Below are 15,089 nucleotides of genomic sequence, written 5' to 3'. Positions count from 1 at the left end.
GTCAGCGGGCCGCGATGCGGGCGGCGTCCCGCGCCGGGCGGGCGAGGAGAAGCGCCACGAGTCCGGCCGCACCGAGGAGGGCCGCGTTGAGCAGGAAGGACTGGTGGAATCCCGTCGGAGAGGCGACGCCGTGCGCCTGGACGAGCACGCCGGTGATCGCCGGGGAGACGAGACCCGCGAGCGCCGTGACGGCTGCCACGATCGAGAGGACCGCGGCGCGCTGACGCGGCGGCGCGAGCTCCGCCATCATCGTCGTGCCGATGGTGAACTGCATCCCGGAGACCGAGAACGCCAGAGTGATGCAGACGATCTTGAACGGGAGGGACGGTGCGGCGACGACACCGACCAGACAGGCGGCGGCGGCGAGCATTCCGCAGGCTCCCAGCACTCCGCGGGCCGCGCGCGAAGGGACGCCGCGCGACATGAGCGCGTCGCTCACGGCGCCCTGCGTGGACATCAGGAGCGCGGAGGCGAGCCAGGGCAGGATGATGAGGAGGGCGGCGGTGCCCGCGTCGAATCCGAGCGGACCCGCGAGATACACCGGGATCCACGAGACCAGCGTCGCCAGGCCGAAGGAGAGCGCCAGGCCGGAGAACACGACGCTGAGCGCGGTGCCGGTGAGGAAGATCCGTCGATAGGGCACGCGAAGACCGCCGGTCTCCGTCTCCCCGATCGTCGCGGGCCCGGGCGTGCGGTCGGCCGTGCCCTCCCGGCCGAAGACCGCCCACAGAGCGGCCCACAGAACGCCCAGGGCGCACATCACGCCGAAGGCCGCCCGCCAGCCGAACTGGCCGATGACGACCCCGAGCACGGGGGCCAGGATCACCACGCCGAGAGCCGATCCGGAGTTCAGCAGCGCCGTCGGCGCGTTGCGCTTGTGGTCCGGGAACCACTTCTGCACGGCGTTCATCGCGACGGGCGCCGACGGCCCCTCCGCCGCCCCGAGCGCGACGCGGCTCGCGAGCAGGACGCCGACGTTGGCGACGAACAGGATGGGCAGCTGCGCGAGCGACCAGACGATCGCCATGATCAGGATGAGGACCTTGTTCGACACCCGGTTCGCGATGAAGCCGACGACGATGGCCGACACGCTGAACAGGAGGTAGAAGCCGCTGGAGATCAGTCCGTACTGGCTCGGGCTGATCCCGGTCTCCTTCATCAGCGGCGCCGCGGCGAGCCCGAGCACCGCCCGGTCGCCGAAGTTCACGAGCATGAACCCGAGCAGGAGCAGGGTGATCGCCCACGCGCGACGCGAGCCGGTCGGTCCGCCGGCGCCGGCGTTGACCTGCGTCCTTCTCTTCGTACGGGAAAGGATGGTCATGTCTGTCTCCTTCGGCAAACGGATGGGGGTCGGGATTCTGCTGCGGGATCGGCGGACGCGGCGCCCGGCGATCCCGCAGCCGGGTCAGGAGCGGGGGGAGGCCGCGTGCGGGACGCGGCGTCCGAAGGACATCGATCGGGTGACACGGCTGAACCGTGCTTCGATGACGTCGCGGACGTAATGACTGCGCGTCCAGGGCGCTTTCTCGCCGACCTTCGGGAACGCGGCGGATCCGCGTTCCACGTAGCCGGACGCGAGGTCGAGGGCGGGGCGGGCGTGCTGCGTCCCCTCGGGAACCGGCACCGCCCAGTCGTAGCCCGTGCGGTCGAGATGGGCGAGGAGCCGGCAGACGTAGCGCGCCGATGCGTCGGCGCGGAGGGTCCAGGAGGAGTTCACGTACCCCAGCCAGAAGCCCGCGTTGGGGATGCCGGTCAGCAGCACGCCCTTGTACAGCATCGAATCCCCGAGGCTGACGGGACGCCCGTCCACCTCGAGGCGGATCCCGCCCCCCGCGTGCATCTCGAGCCCGGTCGCGGTGATGATGGCGTCCGCGTCGATCGTGCGTCCGTCCTCCAGCTGCAGACCGGACGGGGTGAACCGCTCGATGCGGCCGGTCACGATCGAGGCGCGCTCATCCCGGATCGCCGCGAAGAGGTCGCCATCCGGCACCAGGCAGAGGCGCTGATCCCAGGGCCGGTAGCGCGGGGTGAAGTCGGCCTCGTAGCGTGCGAAATCGGGAAGCTGCGCGGCCACGCCCGCCTTGATGGCGGCGGCGCCCTTCTCCGGGTTGGCGCGCAGATACGCATAGCGCTGCTGCCCCTGGATGATGCTGCGCCAGCGCACCACCGAGGACGCGAGACGACGGGGGAGCCAGCGCCGCGCACGCACCACGACCGGGTCGACGGACGGCGCCGACACGATGTAGGTGGGCGAACGCTGCACCATGGTCACGTGTGCGGCGTCTTGCGCCATCGCCGGTACGAGCGTCACCGCCGTGGCTCCGCTGCCGATCACGACCACGCGCTTCCCGCGATAGTCGTAGTCCTCCGGCCAGTGCTGCGGATGGATGACGGAGCCGTGGAAGGCGTCCTCGTCGGCGAAGTCGGGTCGGTATCCCCGGTCGTAGCGGTAGTAGCCGCTGCAGAGGAGGAGGAATCGGGTCGTCATCGTCCGGCGTCCGCCCGGGGTGTCCACGTCGACGGTCCAGAGGGCGTCGGCGGTGGACCACTGCGCCGAGACGACCCGATGACGGACGCGGATGTGCGGGAGGACCCCGGTGTCGTGCGCCGTGTCGCGGATGTACTCGGCGATGCCGGCGCCGCTGCCGAGCGTCTTGACGTCATGCCAGGGACGGAAGGGATAGCCGAGCGTCGCCATGTCCGAATCCGACCGGACGCCCGGGTACCGGAAGAGATCCCAGGTTCCGCCGACGGCGTCCCGGGCCTCGAGCACCGCGTAGGAGCGTCCGGGGAAGCGCTGCTGGAGGCGGCAGGCGGCGCCGATTCCGGAGAGGCCGCCTCCGACGATGAGGGTGTCGACGTGTTCCGGTCGGGAGACGCTCATCGCTCTGCACCTTCCCGGGCCGCGTCGAGGATCTCGCGGAAGCTCGCCAGTGCACCGTGCGTGTGCGCCGCTGCGGCATCGGAGACCCCCGCGAAGGAGAGGAATCCGTGCACCATGCCGTCGCAGCGGCGGAGCGTGAGGGGCACCTCGGCCGCGTCGAGGGCGAGGGCGAAGGCCTCGCCGCTGTCGCGCAGAGGGTCGTGCTCGGCGACCACGACGACGGCCGGTGCGACCCCGGCGAGGGCGTCGGCGCGCAGGGGTGCGAGGCGCGGGTCGTCGGGCTGCGCCTCCGGTGCGTAGTGGGACAGGAACCACGCGATCGTGGCCCGCTCCAGCAGGTACCCCTCGGCGTTCTCGCGGACCGATGCGTACTCCGTCGCCGGATCGGCGGCGGGATAGAAGAGGAGCTGGCCAGCCACGGCGGCTGCGTCGTCGCGCAGGGCGAGCGCCGCCACCGCGGCGAGGGCCGCGCCGGCGCTGTCGCCCGCGACGGCGAAAGCCGGTTCCCCGCCCAGGCCGGCCGCGTGCTCCGCGATCCAGGTGGCGGCGGCGATCGCGTCCTCCGCCGCAGCGGGGAAGGGGTGCTCGGGAGCGAGCCGGTAGGCGACGGAGACGATGACCGCGCCCAGGTCCCGCGCGAGAACACGGGCGATCGCGTCGTGGGAGTCGAGATCTCCGACGACATACCCGCCTCCGTGGAAGAAGGCGATGGTGGGCCGGGATCCTTCCTCGGGCGTCCGGTAGACACGCGCGGCGAGAGGCCCCTCGGCGCCGGGCACCGTGAAGTCCTGCACGTCGACGTGAGCGACGTCCCGAACGGCTGCGGCGAGGGCCTGGCACTGTTCGCGGTAGATCAGGCGGGCCTCAGGGGGCGTCACGTCCTCCAGGCGGGGGCCGGCGCCGGGAGCGATCACGGCGGCAAGCTGCGGATCGAGCATCATTGCTCCTCGTTCGGGGAAGGGGATCCCCCAACGCTAGGAATCGGACTCGCGTCGAACCATGTCCCCGGGAGACCAATTCGTGTCGCGGGTATGGCCTGCGCGCACAAGGTTTGCGCATTGCTCGGGGAACTTGTGGTCCCGACGTTGTGCGGCCGAGCCGACGGGTGTTACGACGGGGTGCGGGTGCACCCGCATCCCGCGATCGCTCGACGAGGAGAATCATGCGCAGCATGCGCGCACAGCGCCTGAACACCGCCACCCACACGTTCGCCGTGGAGGAGGTGCCCCTTCCACGCCCTGGCGCGGGCGAGGTCCTCGTGAGCGTCGCGTACTGCGGCATCTGTCACTCGGACCTCAGCCTCATCGATGGCGTGCTCTCCTCGCCCCTTCCCGTCATCACGCAGGGGCACGAGGCGTCGGGGATCGTGGCAGAGATCGGGGAGGGCGTCCGCGGCTGGGCGCCGGGCGACCGCGTCGTGCTGCCCGCAGGCCGGCCCTGTCGCACGTGCCGCTCCTGTCTCCAGGAGCAGGGAGACTGCGCGAGCCCCGATGTCATGGCCTTCCAGTTCGACGGTGCGTGGGCGGAGTACGCGGTCGTCCACGCCGGAGGCCTGAGCCGGGTACCCGAGGCCGTGCCGCTGGATCAGGCGGCGATCCTCGCCGACGCCGTGGCGACGCCGTATGGCGCCGTCGTCCACACCGGGGACGTGCGCGTGGGCGAGTCCGTCGCCGTGTGGGGCATCGGCGGCGTCGGGACGCACCTCGTCCAGATCGCCCGGCTGGTCGGCGCTGCACCGATCATCGCGCTCGACGTCGATCCGCGTGTCCGCGCCCGCGCGCTGGAGGTCGGGGCCGACCATGCTCTGGATCCTCGCGATCCGTCGACCCCCGCCCGCCTCGACGAGCTGACGCGCGGCGCCGGCGTCGACGTGGCGTTCGACTCCGTGGGGATCACCGCGACCATGACTCAGGCGCTGGCGAGCATCCGCAACGACGGCCGCCTCGTCCTCATCGGGCTGAGTGCCGACCCGGTGCCGCTGGGGCCGAGTGCGACGTTCGCGGTGACCAGGAAGAGGGTGCTCGGGCATCTGGGGTACCGCAACTCGGACATCCCCGCCCTGCTGCGCCTCGTCGAGACCGGGCGTCTGGATCTCAGCGGTTCCATCAGCGATGTCGTCGCGCTGGACGACATCGCCGCCGCGATCGATCGGCTTCGCTCGGATGACGAGCGGCCCGTCCGCATCCTCGTCGCCCCCGGGGATCGCGGAGACGGGGCGACGGGGCGGAGAGTGCACAGGCGCCGGGACGGGTAGTCCGCCGTGCTTCCCTCGCAAAGGCCCGATACGGGGGTCGTTCGGCGGTCAGTTCGAGTCCCCGTGACGTGACGATCGCCGACCCCGCCTCCGGCCTCCACAGGGGAGCGGGGCCGGCCGTTCTCCCCATGTTCCGCCGGCCCGGCATCGCCCGCCGTCGCGGAAGCCTACCTTCGGCGTGTGAGCGAGCAGACGAAGACCGACGGCCCGGGACCGGACCCCGTGCCCGCGCCGCGCCGGTTGCGCCTCGGGCTGGGGGCCGCGGTGGTGCTGGCGCTGACCGCGGTGTCCATCGTCGTGGGCATCGGGCTGCTGGGCAGGGCGACCGCGGGCGAGGAGATCGCCGTGACACCCGAGCCGAGCGCATCGAGCGGGATCTCGGCGGGGAGCGTGTACGTCCACGTGCTGGGCGAGGTCGCGAAGCCGGGGGTCTACGTGCTCGACGAGGGCGCGCGGGTGGCCGAAGCCCTCGCGGCGGCGGGAGGCGCGCTGCCCACGGCGGATCTGACGGCGGTGAACCTGGCGAGGGCGGTCGTCGACGGCGAGCAGATCCTGGTCCCCGCGATCGGGGCCGCGCCGTCGGGCGCAGCCGAAGGCGGGGCAGGACACAGCGCGGGGGCCGGAGGGCTCCTCGACCTCAATGCCGCCGACGCCACGGCGCTCGAGGAGCTGCCGCGGATCGGGCCGGCTCTCGCCCAGCGCATCGTCGAGTGGCGCACGACGAACGGGCGGTTCACGAGCGTGGACGACCTTCTCGGCGTGTCCGGCATCGGCGAGAAGCTGCTCGCCGGCATCCGCGACCGGGTGCGGGTGTGAACGCGCGCACCGGGGGCCGTGCGGAGGCGCACCCCGGAGGTCCGCGCGCGCAGCGCCCGCCCGCACCGGGCAGGCTGCGGGACGTGCGGATGGTGCCGGTGGCCGTGACCGCGTGGGCGGTCGCGCTGCTCGTCTCGTTCCTCCCGTGGTCTGCCGGACTCCTCATCGGCGGGTCCGTGATCGGGACGGTCTCGGCGCTCGTCGTGCTCCGGTGGTGCCGGCGCGGTGCGCGGCTGCGTGCGGTCGTGGTCGGTGCCGCGCCTCTCGGAGCCGTCTGCCTCGCCGTAGCCGGTGCCATCGGGCTCTCGGCGGCGTGGGCGGCCCCGGCACGAGCGGAGGCGGCGGCGCTGGCGGGGCATGCGGTGACCGTGGAGGTGAGCGTGCGGTCGCTGCCGTCGGTCGGCGCCGACGGACGTCTCTGGGCCGACGCGGACACGATCCGGATCGGCCCGGGGGAACACCCGGGAGCGCTGTCCGTCCCCGTGCGGATCGGAGTGCCGCCCGGCCCGGCCCTGGCCACGCTCGGGCCGGGGACGGCGCTGCGGTTCACCGCCGAGGTGAAGGGCGCCGATGCCGGCGAGCGGGCGGCTGCCGTGCTGTTCGCGCGCGGAGCGGTGGTGCAGGTGTCCCGGGGAGGGCCGATCGAGACGATCGCGGGCGACGTGCGGGCCGCGTTCATCGCGCGCACCCGGCTGCTGCCCGAGCCAGGATCCGAGCTGCTGCCCGGACTGGCGGTCGGCGACGTCCGCGCGGTGAGCGACGAGCTCGACGCCGCGATGAAGGCGAGCGGCCTCTCCCACCTCACCGCGGTCAGCGGCAGCAACCTGGCGCTCGTGGCCGCCGCGGCGTTCGGCGTCGTGGCGCTGTGCGGCGGAGGACGGCGGCTGCGCGTCCTCGCCGCGGTGGTCGCCCTGGCCGGGTTCGTCGTGCTCGTGACCCCGCAGCCGAGCGTGATCCGGGCCGCGGCCATGGCGGGCGTCGCCCTGAGCGCGCTGCTGCTCGGACGACCGCGCGCGGGCCTGTCGGTCCTGCTGCTCGCCGTGACGGTCCTGCTCCTCGCGGATCCGCATCTCGCGGCCGCACCGGGGTTCGCGCTCTCGGCCGCCGCGACCGCGGGTCTCGTGGTGCTCGCCCCGCCGCTCGCCGCAGGGCTCTCGCGGTGGCTGCCGCGCCCGGTGGCCCTCGCCGTCGCCGTACCGCTCTCGGCCCAGCTGGCGTGCGGGCCGATCATCGCGCTCTTCGCCGCGCAGCAGTCCCTGATCTCGGTGGTCGCGAATCTGCTCGCCGAGCCCGCCTCGCCGATCGCGACGGTGCTGGGACTGCTCGCCTGCCTCGCCATGCCGATACCGCCGCTCGCGGATCTGCTCGCGGCGGCCGCCTGGCTGCCCTCCGCCTGGATCGCCCAGACCGCACTCGTCACCGCCGGCCTCCCGCTGGCGACGATCGAGGCGCCGGCCGGGGTCGGCATGGCCCTGATCATGGCGGTGCTGAGCGCCGCGACGTTCTGGGCGATCGCCTCGCATCGCCCTCTCCGCGGCCCGTGGCGGGCTCTGGTCGGCGGTCTCGTCGCGGTGGTGCTCGGCTCGGTGACCGGATGGGGAATCGTGACCGGACCGGTGGCCGTGCTGCAGCGCCCCGCGGACTGGGGCATCGGCCTGTGCGACGTCGGCCAGGGAGATGCCAGCCGGAACGGTCAAGGCATGAGAAAGGCCCCCTGGCTCGGGATGAGCTGGGGGCCTTTGGCGCGCGATCAGCGCTCGGCGGAGGTGGCCGCCAGGGCGTCGTCGTAGCCACGGGCGTATGCACGCCGTGCGATGAGGAGCGCCGCCGTGGAGCCGTAGCGCTCCCAGGCGTCGTCCGGGTAGAGCTGTGCCGCGCGCTCGGCGGCGTAGTCGGCGGTCAGCGGGGAGAAGCTGGGTAGCGGCTCCTCGGTGTAGCTGTCCAGGCGCGTGAACTCATCGTTACGGCGGGCGGCGGGGTTCTCGGTGGTCATAGCGGTCACAGTGCTCTCATCTCGGTGGAGGTGAACGTTTCAGGATACAGGAGGGAGACCCCCGTGGGGGCCTCCCTGTCGGTCAGCGGTTGCGGGCGTCCTCGTCGGTCCACTGGTCAGCCCTAGCCAGGAGGATGGTGACGATGACCTCAGCGGCCAGGTCAACAACCACGCACAGGCCACCGTGGATGTAGCGCTGGAGGCCCTCGTGCGGGTGGGAGGAGCCGCGGACCAGAGCGCGGGCCACCTCGACCTCTGCAATCTGGCGGCGGGCCATGACCTCGCGCGCGTGGCGGGAGAAGCGGAAGCGGGGGAGGTCCTCGCGGGTGATGTGGGGGTTGTTCATGTATAGAACTATACAGAGGTAGCCACTTCCCACGCAAGTCTCCTTACGCGGCGTGTCGCGGGTACGCGAAAGCCCCCCACGCCGGTCATGGCGTGAGGGGCTGGGGGAGGGAGTTAGGACTTGCTGACGCGGCCCGTGGCATCCACGGTCAGCACGACGGTGTCCTTCTTGCTCTTGCGCCAGGCGGCGAGCGCGCCGACGGTCAAGAGACCGCCGACGACGGCGACGGGGGCAGCGGCGACGGTGCGCGCTGCGCCGATCCGCTTGCGGCGCTGGAGGACGACCTGAGTAAGGGTACGGTCCATGACGGCATAGCCCTGACGGATGTACTTGGCCACCTCGGCGTTCAGTGCGGCGGAGGCTTCCGGCTCCTGCACGCTCGGCACGGCGGGGGCCGCGAGCGACTCCAGCTCGGCGGGCTCGGTGGGCAGCTCCACGGCCTCGCCGGTGCGGACGGCGCGACCCACCGCGGTCATCTCGGCGGAGGTGAGCGGACGGCCCAGCTCGTCCTCCAGCTTGAAGGCGGCGGCGGCCATGTCGGGATAGTCGCGGGCGAAGCGCTCGCGCCGTCGGGCGTCCTTGCGGTCGATCATGGGAAGGAGTCTAGCGGCGCTCATGCGGCGGCCTCGTCCGTGTCGTCGTCGGCGTCAGGGCGCTTGCCCAGGATCCGCGCCACGTTGGACTTGGAGCATCCGACCTTGGCGGCGATGGTGCGGAGGCTGTCGCCCTCGGCGGCCAGCTCATGGATGCGGGCGTTCCGCTCGGCGGTGGAGCCGACGGCCTGAGCGGTGATGGGGCCTACGGGGCCGGTCTCCGGCTGGAAGCGCACCTCCTCGCCCGCCTTGACGGCAGCGGCCCACTCGTGGATGTCGCCCACGGGGCGGGCTGGGGCCTGGTGGTCCGGCTCTACGTCGGGGTTCGCCTCGGCGCGCTCCAGGACGGCAGCGCGTCGCGCGGCCCACCCCTGGGTCTCGTCCATGACGGCATGGGTGATCCGCTGCCCCTGGCGGCCCTGCGGGCGCTCATCGGATGTCTCCTCGGCAACGTGTGGCGGGGCCACGATCAGCTTCGCGATGGTGTGCGTGGTCAGGAGGACGGAGACCGGCGCGAGGGCCGCCAGGGTGACGCCGAGGGCGACCTGGAGCCAGGCGGGGGCGGCGGTCCAGGCGTGGACGCCGTTGGCCGCGACTGAGAGCGCCGCGAAGAGAGCGAGGGCGGCCCACTCCAGGCGGGCGTCGTCGCCGCGCGAGCGGAAGACCAGGGCGGCGACCGTGTAGACCAGGATCGCGCCGTCCACATAGGCGGGGAGCGCCCAGGCCAGCCAGGCGGGCACGTTCGCCCAGCTCGCGGCCTCGGCCAGGCCGTTGAAGCTCAGGAGGAACGAGACCGCGGCCAGGAGGGCTGTAATGACCGTGGCGATGATGAGGACGGGCCGGGAGTCCGGCTGGATGCGGGAAGCGGTGGTCATGAGCGGGCCTTTCCGAAGTAGTCCGACAGTGCGGCGTGCAGGGTGCGGAGGTCTGCGACGCTCAGGCGAAGACCTACCGCGCTGCCGAGACCGTGCGGGATGGACTCGGTAGCCACGATCCGATGCACGATCCCCTCCCGGGTGATGGTGAAGGTGGTTCCCATGCCGTCCGCGCCGCGCCAGATGACGCGACGTGCTGCGCCGGTCATGAGCGGGCCTTTCCGGCGATGATGACGCCGTGCGTGGCGTGGGTGGCTGTGGCGGCGCGGGGGCCGCGACGTCCGCGGCGAGCGGCTCGAACGATGAGCGTCCAGGCGATGAAGCGGGGGCGACCCATGTAGGCGCGCTCCTGCTCGGCTGCGCGCTGCCAGAGCTGGCCGTACCGGGCGGGGATCGGCTGCCCGTCCAGGAAGCCGTCAGCGATGAGCGCGGAGGCGTTCTCCAGCTCCTCGGGAGTCGCGGGGCGATCCAGGGCGGCGAAGATGATGGGGGCGGTCATGCACGGGCCTCGCGGACTCTGCTGGAGGCGCTGCGCTCAGCCTCGCGCTCCCAGAGCTGGCCGGAGGGCATGAGTCCCGCGGCGGTGAAGGAGGCGATGGCGTCCGCCACGTCCACCTTCTCGGCGATGTCCTCGGGGGCGTGGGGAGCGCGGCCGACGTGGTGCACGATGGGCGCGGGCTGGGTGGCGTTGTGCGGGAGCATGGCGGGCCTTTCGGAGAAGAGAGAGGGAGGGGCGGCGGTGCCCCTCCCCGGCGGGTTAGAGGTGGAAGTCCAGGGAGCCGATGCGCGCGCCTTGGAAGTCGTGGACGCGGACCCTCACGCGGCGGGAGAGGCCCAGGGCCTCGAAGGCGTCGGCGAGGGCAACGATGGCCGCGTGCTCGTCACGGGTGGGGACGTAGCCCTGGGCGTAGATCATGGATCCGGCGACGACCTCGGGAAGCGCGCGGGTAAGGTCCAGGATCGTGGCGGCGGTGGCGGCTGCGGTGTTCATGTATAGGACTATACATGCGGAAGGAGACTTGCGCAAGACTCCTTGCGTGATGCACGACGGGCTCGGTTCCAGCGTGCGATGTGGGAGAGTGCGAGGGCTGCCCAGAGGAGGGCCGCCAGGGGCAGCCCCGCCTCGGGGGAGATGAGCATGTCCGGGTTCACTCGTCGCCGTCCTCGGTGCTCGGGGCGTCCATGCGCACGCTGTGGCAGGGGCAGGTCGGAGCGCCGTACTCGTCCAGCCACTTCTTGGTCATGCGGACCATGTAGCCGGAGCCCTCGCTGCACTCGACTTTGAGCATCCGGGTGCCCTGCTTCTTGACGCCGGAGAGCGAGGGGGAGAGGGCGGCGTGGGGGTAGTCGCCCAGCTCCAGGACGATGAGGGCCAGCTTGTCGCGGAGGGCATCACCGGCGACGGTGGCCGTCATCTTGCCCTCCAGGCCCATGGCCTTGGCGAGCTTGGCGAACGCGCCGCGGTGGCCGCTCTTGTTCTCGTCCCAGACGTGGATCAGCTCGTGGACCAGGACGGCGAGGACCTCGACCGCGTCGGAGAGGACCGGGGAGATGAAGACCTGGGCGACGCCGTCGGCGGCTGCCTCCTTGGCCCATGCCTGGCCGATGGTGGCGTTCTTGTTCCCGCGACCACCTGCGAAGCCCACGGAGACGCGGACGGCGGGGAGGTCCGCGCCCTGCTCGGCGAAGTACGGGCGGAGGGCCTCGACAGCGGCAATCAGCCACTCCTCGCGGGTGTTGTAGGTGGTGGTCATGGCGTTTCCTTTCGGGAGAAGGGGCTGGACTGCCGTCCGTATGTATAGGACTATACATACGAAAGGAGCCTTCCGCAAGGAGGCTCCACGTAAGACGCTGGTGGCGTCGTGGTGGGGCCTCGGGGGGAGGGGCTAGGCGGATGCGCCGACGGCCACCCGCATGGCGGCCAGTCCCTCGGTGCGCTTGCGCTGCACGACGGACCGGGACATGCCGCGGAGGTGGGCGATCTGCGTGTCCGGGATCGGGTCGAAGCCCGCGTAAGGGTCGCGGTCCCGGTTGGGGTCCGTGGGCGTGCTGTCATCGTCGTAGAAGGCGAAGCCGTAGGCGTCCTCGATCACGCCCAGGGTCAGCTCGTCCACGGCTGCGTAGGCGCGCGCCAGGGTCAGGCGATCCTCGGTGGTGGCGTAGCTGCGCTCGTCGGAGCCGGACGCCAGGGGGCTGGCCGCCTGGACCGGGGCGGTGAAGTAGTCCGCGCCGTAGTCGTCGCCGCGTCGGTCCTGGTTGTCGCTCACCATGCCCTCGATGGAGACGGTGGCGAAGGCTGCGCGGACCTCGCGGAAGACCTCGCGGGACATGCCCAGCTCCACGGCCTTGTCCTCGGCGTTGCCGTTCACGCCCGCCTCGCGGAGCGCCTGGAAGTAGCGGGCGCGCGTGCGGGCCGGAACGGAGAAGGTGCTGCGGAGGTGGTAGGCGTTGGCCGCCTCCAGGGTCGCGCCCTTGAGGCGGGCTGCGAGGCGGGTGGTTCCGTCGCATGCGGCCAGGGCCTCCATGAAGGCGATCAGGACGTTGGCGCGCGTCTCCTCGGGATCCTCTCCGGCATCGCGTCCACCGGCGCGGGCGTGCTCGCGAGCCACGAGCGAGCGCAGGCCATTGGCGTACTGGGCGAGGAGCTGGAGCTTGGCCTCCTCGGATCCGCCCTGGGCGTCTGCGATCAGGGCCAGCTCGGCCTCCAGGGTGAGGGGCTCGAAGCGGGGGGACTTGGCATCGAAGATTGCGCGGAGCGTGATGGAGGACATGGATGGGCCTTTCGTGGGGTTCGTGCGGAAGGAGCCTTGCGTGGGGTTCGCATGTCGCGGGCGCGACAGTTAGCGCCCTGGTTGGGGCTCTGAGATGCGCGCGCTAGGGGCGGGTGAGACCGACTCCTGGCGTAGGTGCGCCGGGTGGGAAGGCTCCAGAGGAGGAGCCCCAGTGAGTCTACGTGCGGAAGGAGCCTTACGTGGGATGCGAAGATGCGGCGTGTCGGTGGGTGGTGCTAGGCGCGCACTCCGGCCCAGTCGGTGACGGCTTCGCGGAGGGTGGTCGCTGAGGTGGCTAGGTCCTGTGTGACGCTCTGCGCGACCACCTCGCCGGTGATGACGGCGGCGCGGACCCGGAGGCGGCGCTCGTCGGCGGTGATGTCGGCGGTGGGGTTGGAGATGCCGCCCTTTGCCTTCTCGGAGGTCTCCTGGCGGAGCGAGGGGGCGGCGGGCCGGAGCCACTGGACTTCCTCGGCATGTGCCAGGGCGTCGGCGAACTCGGTAACGGCTTCGCCCAGCGTTCGGAGGGCCTCGGCGGTCGTGGGGGTCTTCATCGTGTGAGCTTTCGGGTCAGATAGCGGAGGGTGGGGCGGGCGAAGGGGAGATAGACGGCGACCACCAGGAGGCGGAGGGCGCAACGTGTAAACGCTCCAGCGCCTCCTGGATGGTCGGGGCGTTGCTGGTCAAGCGGCGTCCAGCTCAGCGGGCACGCCGTAGCCGGAGCCCCAGGAGCGCCCGTACACCTCGGGGTCGGAGATGATCGGGATGCCGTAGAAGGTGCTGTCCATGAGGCGTCCGATTTCGCGGATGACCTCCTCGGCTTCGCGGGCGTCGGCCTGCGCAATCAGCTCGTCATGCACGGGCAGGAGGAGCGTGTCTCCCAGGCCTGCGTCGTGGATGTCCACGATGGCCTGGGCGAGGAGGTCTCGCGCCGTGCTCTGGACGACGTAGTTGGTCGCGGCGTAGAGCCGGTCACGGTCCAGCGGGAGGTGGCGACCGGAGACCGTGACCACCTCGCGCTTTCCGTGCTTGGCGCGGGATTGCAGACGTGCCCCGTAGCGCTTGATGCCGGGGAAGGTCTTGTCGTAGGCCAGCATGGCGGGCTTCACGTCGGCCTCGGAGACGCCGGTCTGTTTCGAGACCGTGGCCGCGCCTCCGCCGTAGACCTTGCCGAAGCCGATGGACTTCGCGATCTTGCGCTGGCGCTTGGTGAAGTCCGGACCGAAGACCTTGGCGGCTGTGAAGTCGTGCAGGTCGGTGCCGGACATGATGGCCTCCACCAGGGTCTTGTCCTGGCAGAGCGCCGCCAGGACGCGCATCTCCACCTGGGAGTAGTCGCTGGCGATGATGAGCTTGCCCGGGTCGGCGATCATGGCGCGCCGGATCGTCCAGTCCCCGGAGGGGAGCTGCTGGAGCGGCGGGCGCGAGATGCTCATGCGTGCGGTCCGCGCCTGGAGGCCGCCGATGCTCGGGTGGATGCGATCGCTGGAGTCCTTGAGGCCCAGGAACGACTCCACGTAGCTCTTGCGCCACTTGCCCGCGCGCTTGGCCCGGAGGACGGCGTCCGCCAGCGGGTTGGGCTGGCGGGACTCGCGGAGGTTCCAGTCCTGGTCCAGGTCGGCCAGGGGCATGAGCACGTCCTTGCCGACAGCCAGCGCGCCGCCGTCGGTCCGTGCGGTGAGCGTCTCGCCCATGGCCACTAGCGCCTCGGAGACCTGGACGGTGCTGTTGACGTTCTCGACGCCGTAGCGCTTGGCGATGGTGCCGAAGTGCTCGGCCTCGTCGGCCAGCCTGCCGTCCAGCTCGCGGACGTAGGGCACGTCCAGGAGGATGCCGCGGCGCTCCATGATCGTCAGGAGCACCTGGAGGTGGTGCTCGAAGGTGGAGAGGTCGGAGAGCCCCATCCCCTTGATGATTTCCGCCAGCTCATCGAAGAGGCGGCGGCCCAGGAGCACGTCCAGACCGGCGTAGAGGACGTAGGTCGGGTGGTCGATGGGGATGTGCGCCCAGCCGTTGTCCTTCGTGCAGGGCTTCCCGGTGACGGGGTGCTTGATCGTGCGGAACACGGCATTGAGGCCCTCGGCGGTGTCCGGCGCGGTCTCGTCCACATAGATCGCGGACAGCGGCTTGAGGGAGAGTCCCGCGCCGCCTTCGTGCTGCGAGCGGGGGTCGATCAGGTGGGCGAAGATCCGCGTGTCGAAGACTCGGGAGGCGAGGACCTCAAGGGGCACGCCACCGTGGGCGTCGATCACCTTCAAGTCGAAGGGCGCATTGTGGGCGGTGAAGTGCCGATCCTGCTCCAGGGTCTTGCGGATGGTGTCCGGGAAGAGGTCCCAGCGGAGGACCCAGGCCTCCCGCCGATTGCCGATCTGGAAGAGACGGGCCTGGTAGCCGGGGGCGTAGATGTCGAGTCCGGAGGTCTCGGTGTCGATGCACAGGACCTTGTCGCCCTCGGCGAGGAAGCGCCGGTAGGCGGCCAGCTCTGCGCGCCGCTCGGGGAAGTAGATCACGCACTCCTCGCCCGCGAGGGTGTAGCGGTACGTCTGCATGGGGGTGC

At 71.5% G+C, this 15,089-nt stretch carries 18 protein-coding genes; 3 read left to right on the top strand and 15 right to left on the bottom strand.

Annotated elements, in window-relative coordinates:
- Position 1: 1 nt before the first annotated feature.
- The 3 genes from WFJ01_RS05800 to WFJ01_RS05790 form a co-directional block, all read right to left on the bottom strand.
- On the bottom strand, positions 2-1,321 hold the full coding sequence (locus tag WFJ01_RS05800) for an MFS transporter (protein ID WP_336628497.1): 1,320 nt from the start codon (positions 1,319-1,321) through the stop codon (positions 2-4).
- A gap of 84 nt (positions 1,322-1,405) precedes the next feature.
- The gene (locus WFJ01_RS05795) at positions 1,406-2,884 is read right to left on the bottom strand and encodes a flavin-containing monooxygenase (protein WP_336628496.1); all 1,479 of its coding nucleotides are present in this window, start codon (positions 2,882-2,884) and stop codon (positions 1,406-1,408) included.
- Positions 2,881-3,825, bottom strand: coding sequence for an alpha/beta hydrolase (locus WFJ01_RS05790; RefSeq protein WP_336628495.1), 945 nt, complete (start codon positions 3,823-3,825; stop codon positions 2,881-2,883). The genes WFJ01_RS05795 and WFJ01_RS05790 overlap by 4 nt, the downstream gene beginning before the upstream one ends.
- A 221-nt stretch (positions 3,826-4,046) precedes the next feature.
- Between WFJ01_RS05790 and WFJ01_RS05785 the strand changes: the two genes are divergently transcribed.
- The 3 genes from WFJ01_RS05785 (at position 4,047) to WFJ01_RS05775 (ending at position 7,744) form a co-directional block, all read left to right on the top strand.
- Positions 4,047-5,138 carry a zinc-binding dehydrogenase gene (locus WFJ01_RS05785; RefSeq protein ID WP_336628494.1) on the top strand — a complete coding sequence of 364 codons (1,092 nt, stop codon included), beginning with the start codon at positions 4,047-4,049 and terminating at the stop codon, positions 5,136-5,138.
- A 180-nt stretch (positions 5,139-5,318) separates the two neighbouring features.
- A complete protein-coding gene (locus WFJ01_RS05780; RefSeq protein WP_336628493.1) occupies positions 5,319-5,954 on the top strand; it encodes a ComEA family DNA-binding protein in 636 nt (211 codons plus the stop codon).
- On the top strand, positions 5,951-7,744 hold the full coding sequence (locus WFJ01_RS05775; RefSeq protein ID WP_336628492.1) for a ComEC/Rec2 family competence protein: 1,794 nt from the start codon (positions 5,951-5,953) through the stop codon (positions 7,742-7,744). The genes WFJ01_RS05780 and WFJ01_RS05775 overlap by 4 nt, the downstream gene beginning before the upstream one ends.
- Here WFJ01_RS05775 and WFJ01_RS05770 read toward each other — a convergent pair.
- The 12 genes from WFJ01_RS05770 to WFJ01_RS05715 all read right to left on the bottom strand — a co-directional run bounded on the left by WFJ01_RS05770 (position 7,705) and on the right by WFJ01_RS05715 (position 15,081).
- Positions 7,705-7,947 carry a hypothetical protein gene (locus WFJ01_RS05770; protein ID WP_336628491.1) on the bottom strand — a complete coding sequence of 81 codons (243 nt, stop codon included), beginning with the start codon at positions 7,945-7,947 and terminating at the stop codon, positions 7,705-7,707. The genes WFJ01_RS05775 and WFJ01_RS05770 overlap by 40 nt on opposite strands.
- Positions 7,948-8,029: 82 nt before the next feature.
- Positions 8,030-8,293: a hypothetical protein gene (locus WFJ01_RS05765; RefSeq protein WP_336628490.1), complete on the bottom strand. Its 264-nt coding sequence runs from the start codon at positions 8,291-8,293 to the stop codon at positions 8,030-8,032.
- A gap of 113 nt (positions 8,294-8,406) precedes the next feature.
- A complete protein-coding gene (locus WFJ01_RS05760; RefSeq protein WP_336628489.1) occupies positions 8,407-8,886 on the bottom strand; it encodes a hypothetical protein in 480 nt (159 codons plus the stop codon).
- Between the two features lie 20 nt (positions 8,887-8,906).
- A complete protein-coding gene (locus WFJ01_RS05755; protein ID WP_336628488.1) occupies positions 8,907-9,761 on the bottom strand; it encodes a DUF2637 domain-containing protein in 855 nt (284 codons plus the stop codon).
- Positions 9,758-9,970, bottom strand: coding sequence for a hypothetical protein (locus WFJ01_RS05750; protein ID WP_336628487.1), 213 nt, complete (start codon positions 9,968-9,970; stop codon positions 9,758-9,760). The genes WFJ01_RS05755 and WFJ01_RS05750 overlap by 4 nt, the downstream gene beginning before the upstream one ends.
- Complete coding sequence (locus tag WFJ01_RS05745; RefSeq protein WP_336628486.1) at positions 9,967-10,260, bottom strand: hypothetical protein; 294 nt, start codon at positions 10,258-10,260, stop codon at positions 9,967-9,969. Before WFJ01_RS05745 ends, WFJ01_RS05750 begins: the two co-directional genes overlap by 4 nt.
- Positions 10,257-10,463 carry a hypothetical protein gene (locus WFJ01_RS05740; RefSeq protein ID WP_336628485.1) on the bottom strand — a complete coding sequence of 69 codons (207 nt, stop codon included), beginning with the start codon at positions 10,461-10,463 and terminating at the stop codon, positions 10,257-10,259. The genes WFJ01_RS05745 and WFJ01_RS05740 overlap by 4 nt, the downstream gene beginning before the upstream one ends.
- A gap of 55 nt (positions 10,464-10,518) precedes the next feature.
- A complete protein-coding gene (locus WFJ01_RS05735; RefSeq protein WP_336628484.1) occupies positions 10,519-10,752 on the bottom strand; it encodes a hypothetical protein in 234 nt (77 codons plus the stop codon).
- Positions 10,753-10,909: 157 nt separating this feature from the next.
- Entirely contained in the window at positions 10,910-11,515 is a 606-nt protein-coding gene (locus tag WFJ01_RS05730; RefSeq protein WP_336628483.1) for a hypothetical protein, read from the bottom strand.
- A 132-nt stretch (positions 11,516-11,647) separates the two neighbouring features.
- Entirely contained in the window at positions 11,648-12,532 is an 885-nt protein-coding gene (locus WFJ01_RS05725) for a hypothetical protein (protein WP_336628482.1), read from the bottom strand.
- Positions 12,533-12,768: 236 nt separating this feature from the next.
- On the bottom strand, positions 12,769-13,086 hold the full coding sequence (locus WFJ01_RS05720; protein ID WP_336628481.1) for a DUF7169 domain-containing protein: 318 nt from the start codon (positions 13,084-13,086) through the stop codon (positions 12,769-12,771).
- A 129-nt stretch (positions 13,087-13,215) separates the two neighbouring features.
- The gene (locus WFJ01_RS05715; protein ID WP_336628480.1) at positions 13,216-15,081 is read right to left on the bottom strand and encodes a DNA polymerase; all 1,866 of its coding nucleotides are present in this window, start codon (positions 15,079-15,081) and stop codon (positions 13,216-13,218) included.
- Positions 15,082-15,089: the final 8 nt, after the last annotated feature.

It is taken from the genome of Microbacterium sp. MMO-35, from assembly GCF_037147555.1.
GTDB lineage: Bacteria > Actinomycetota > Actinomycetes > Actinomycetales > Microbacteriaceae > Microbacterium.
Note: the sequence above shows the minus strand (reverse complement) of the source record. Positions and strands in the feature narration are given on the sequence as shown.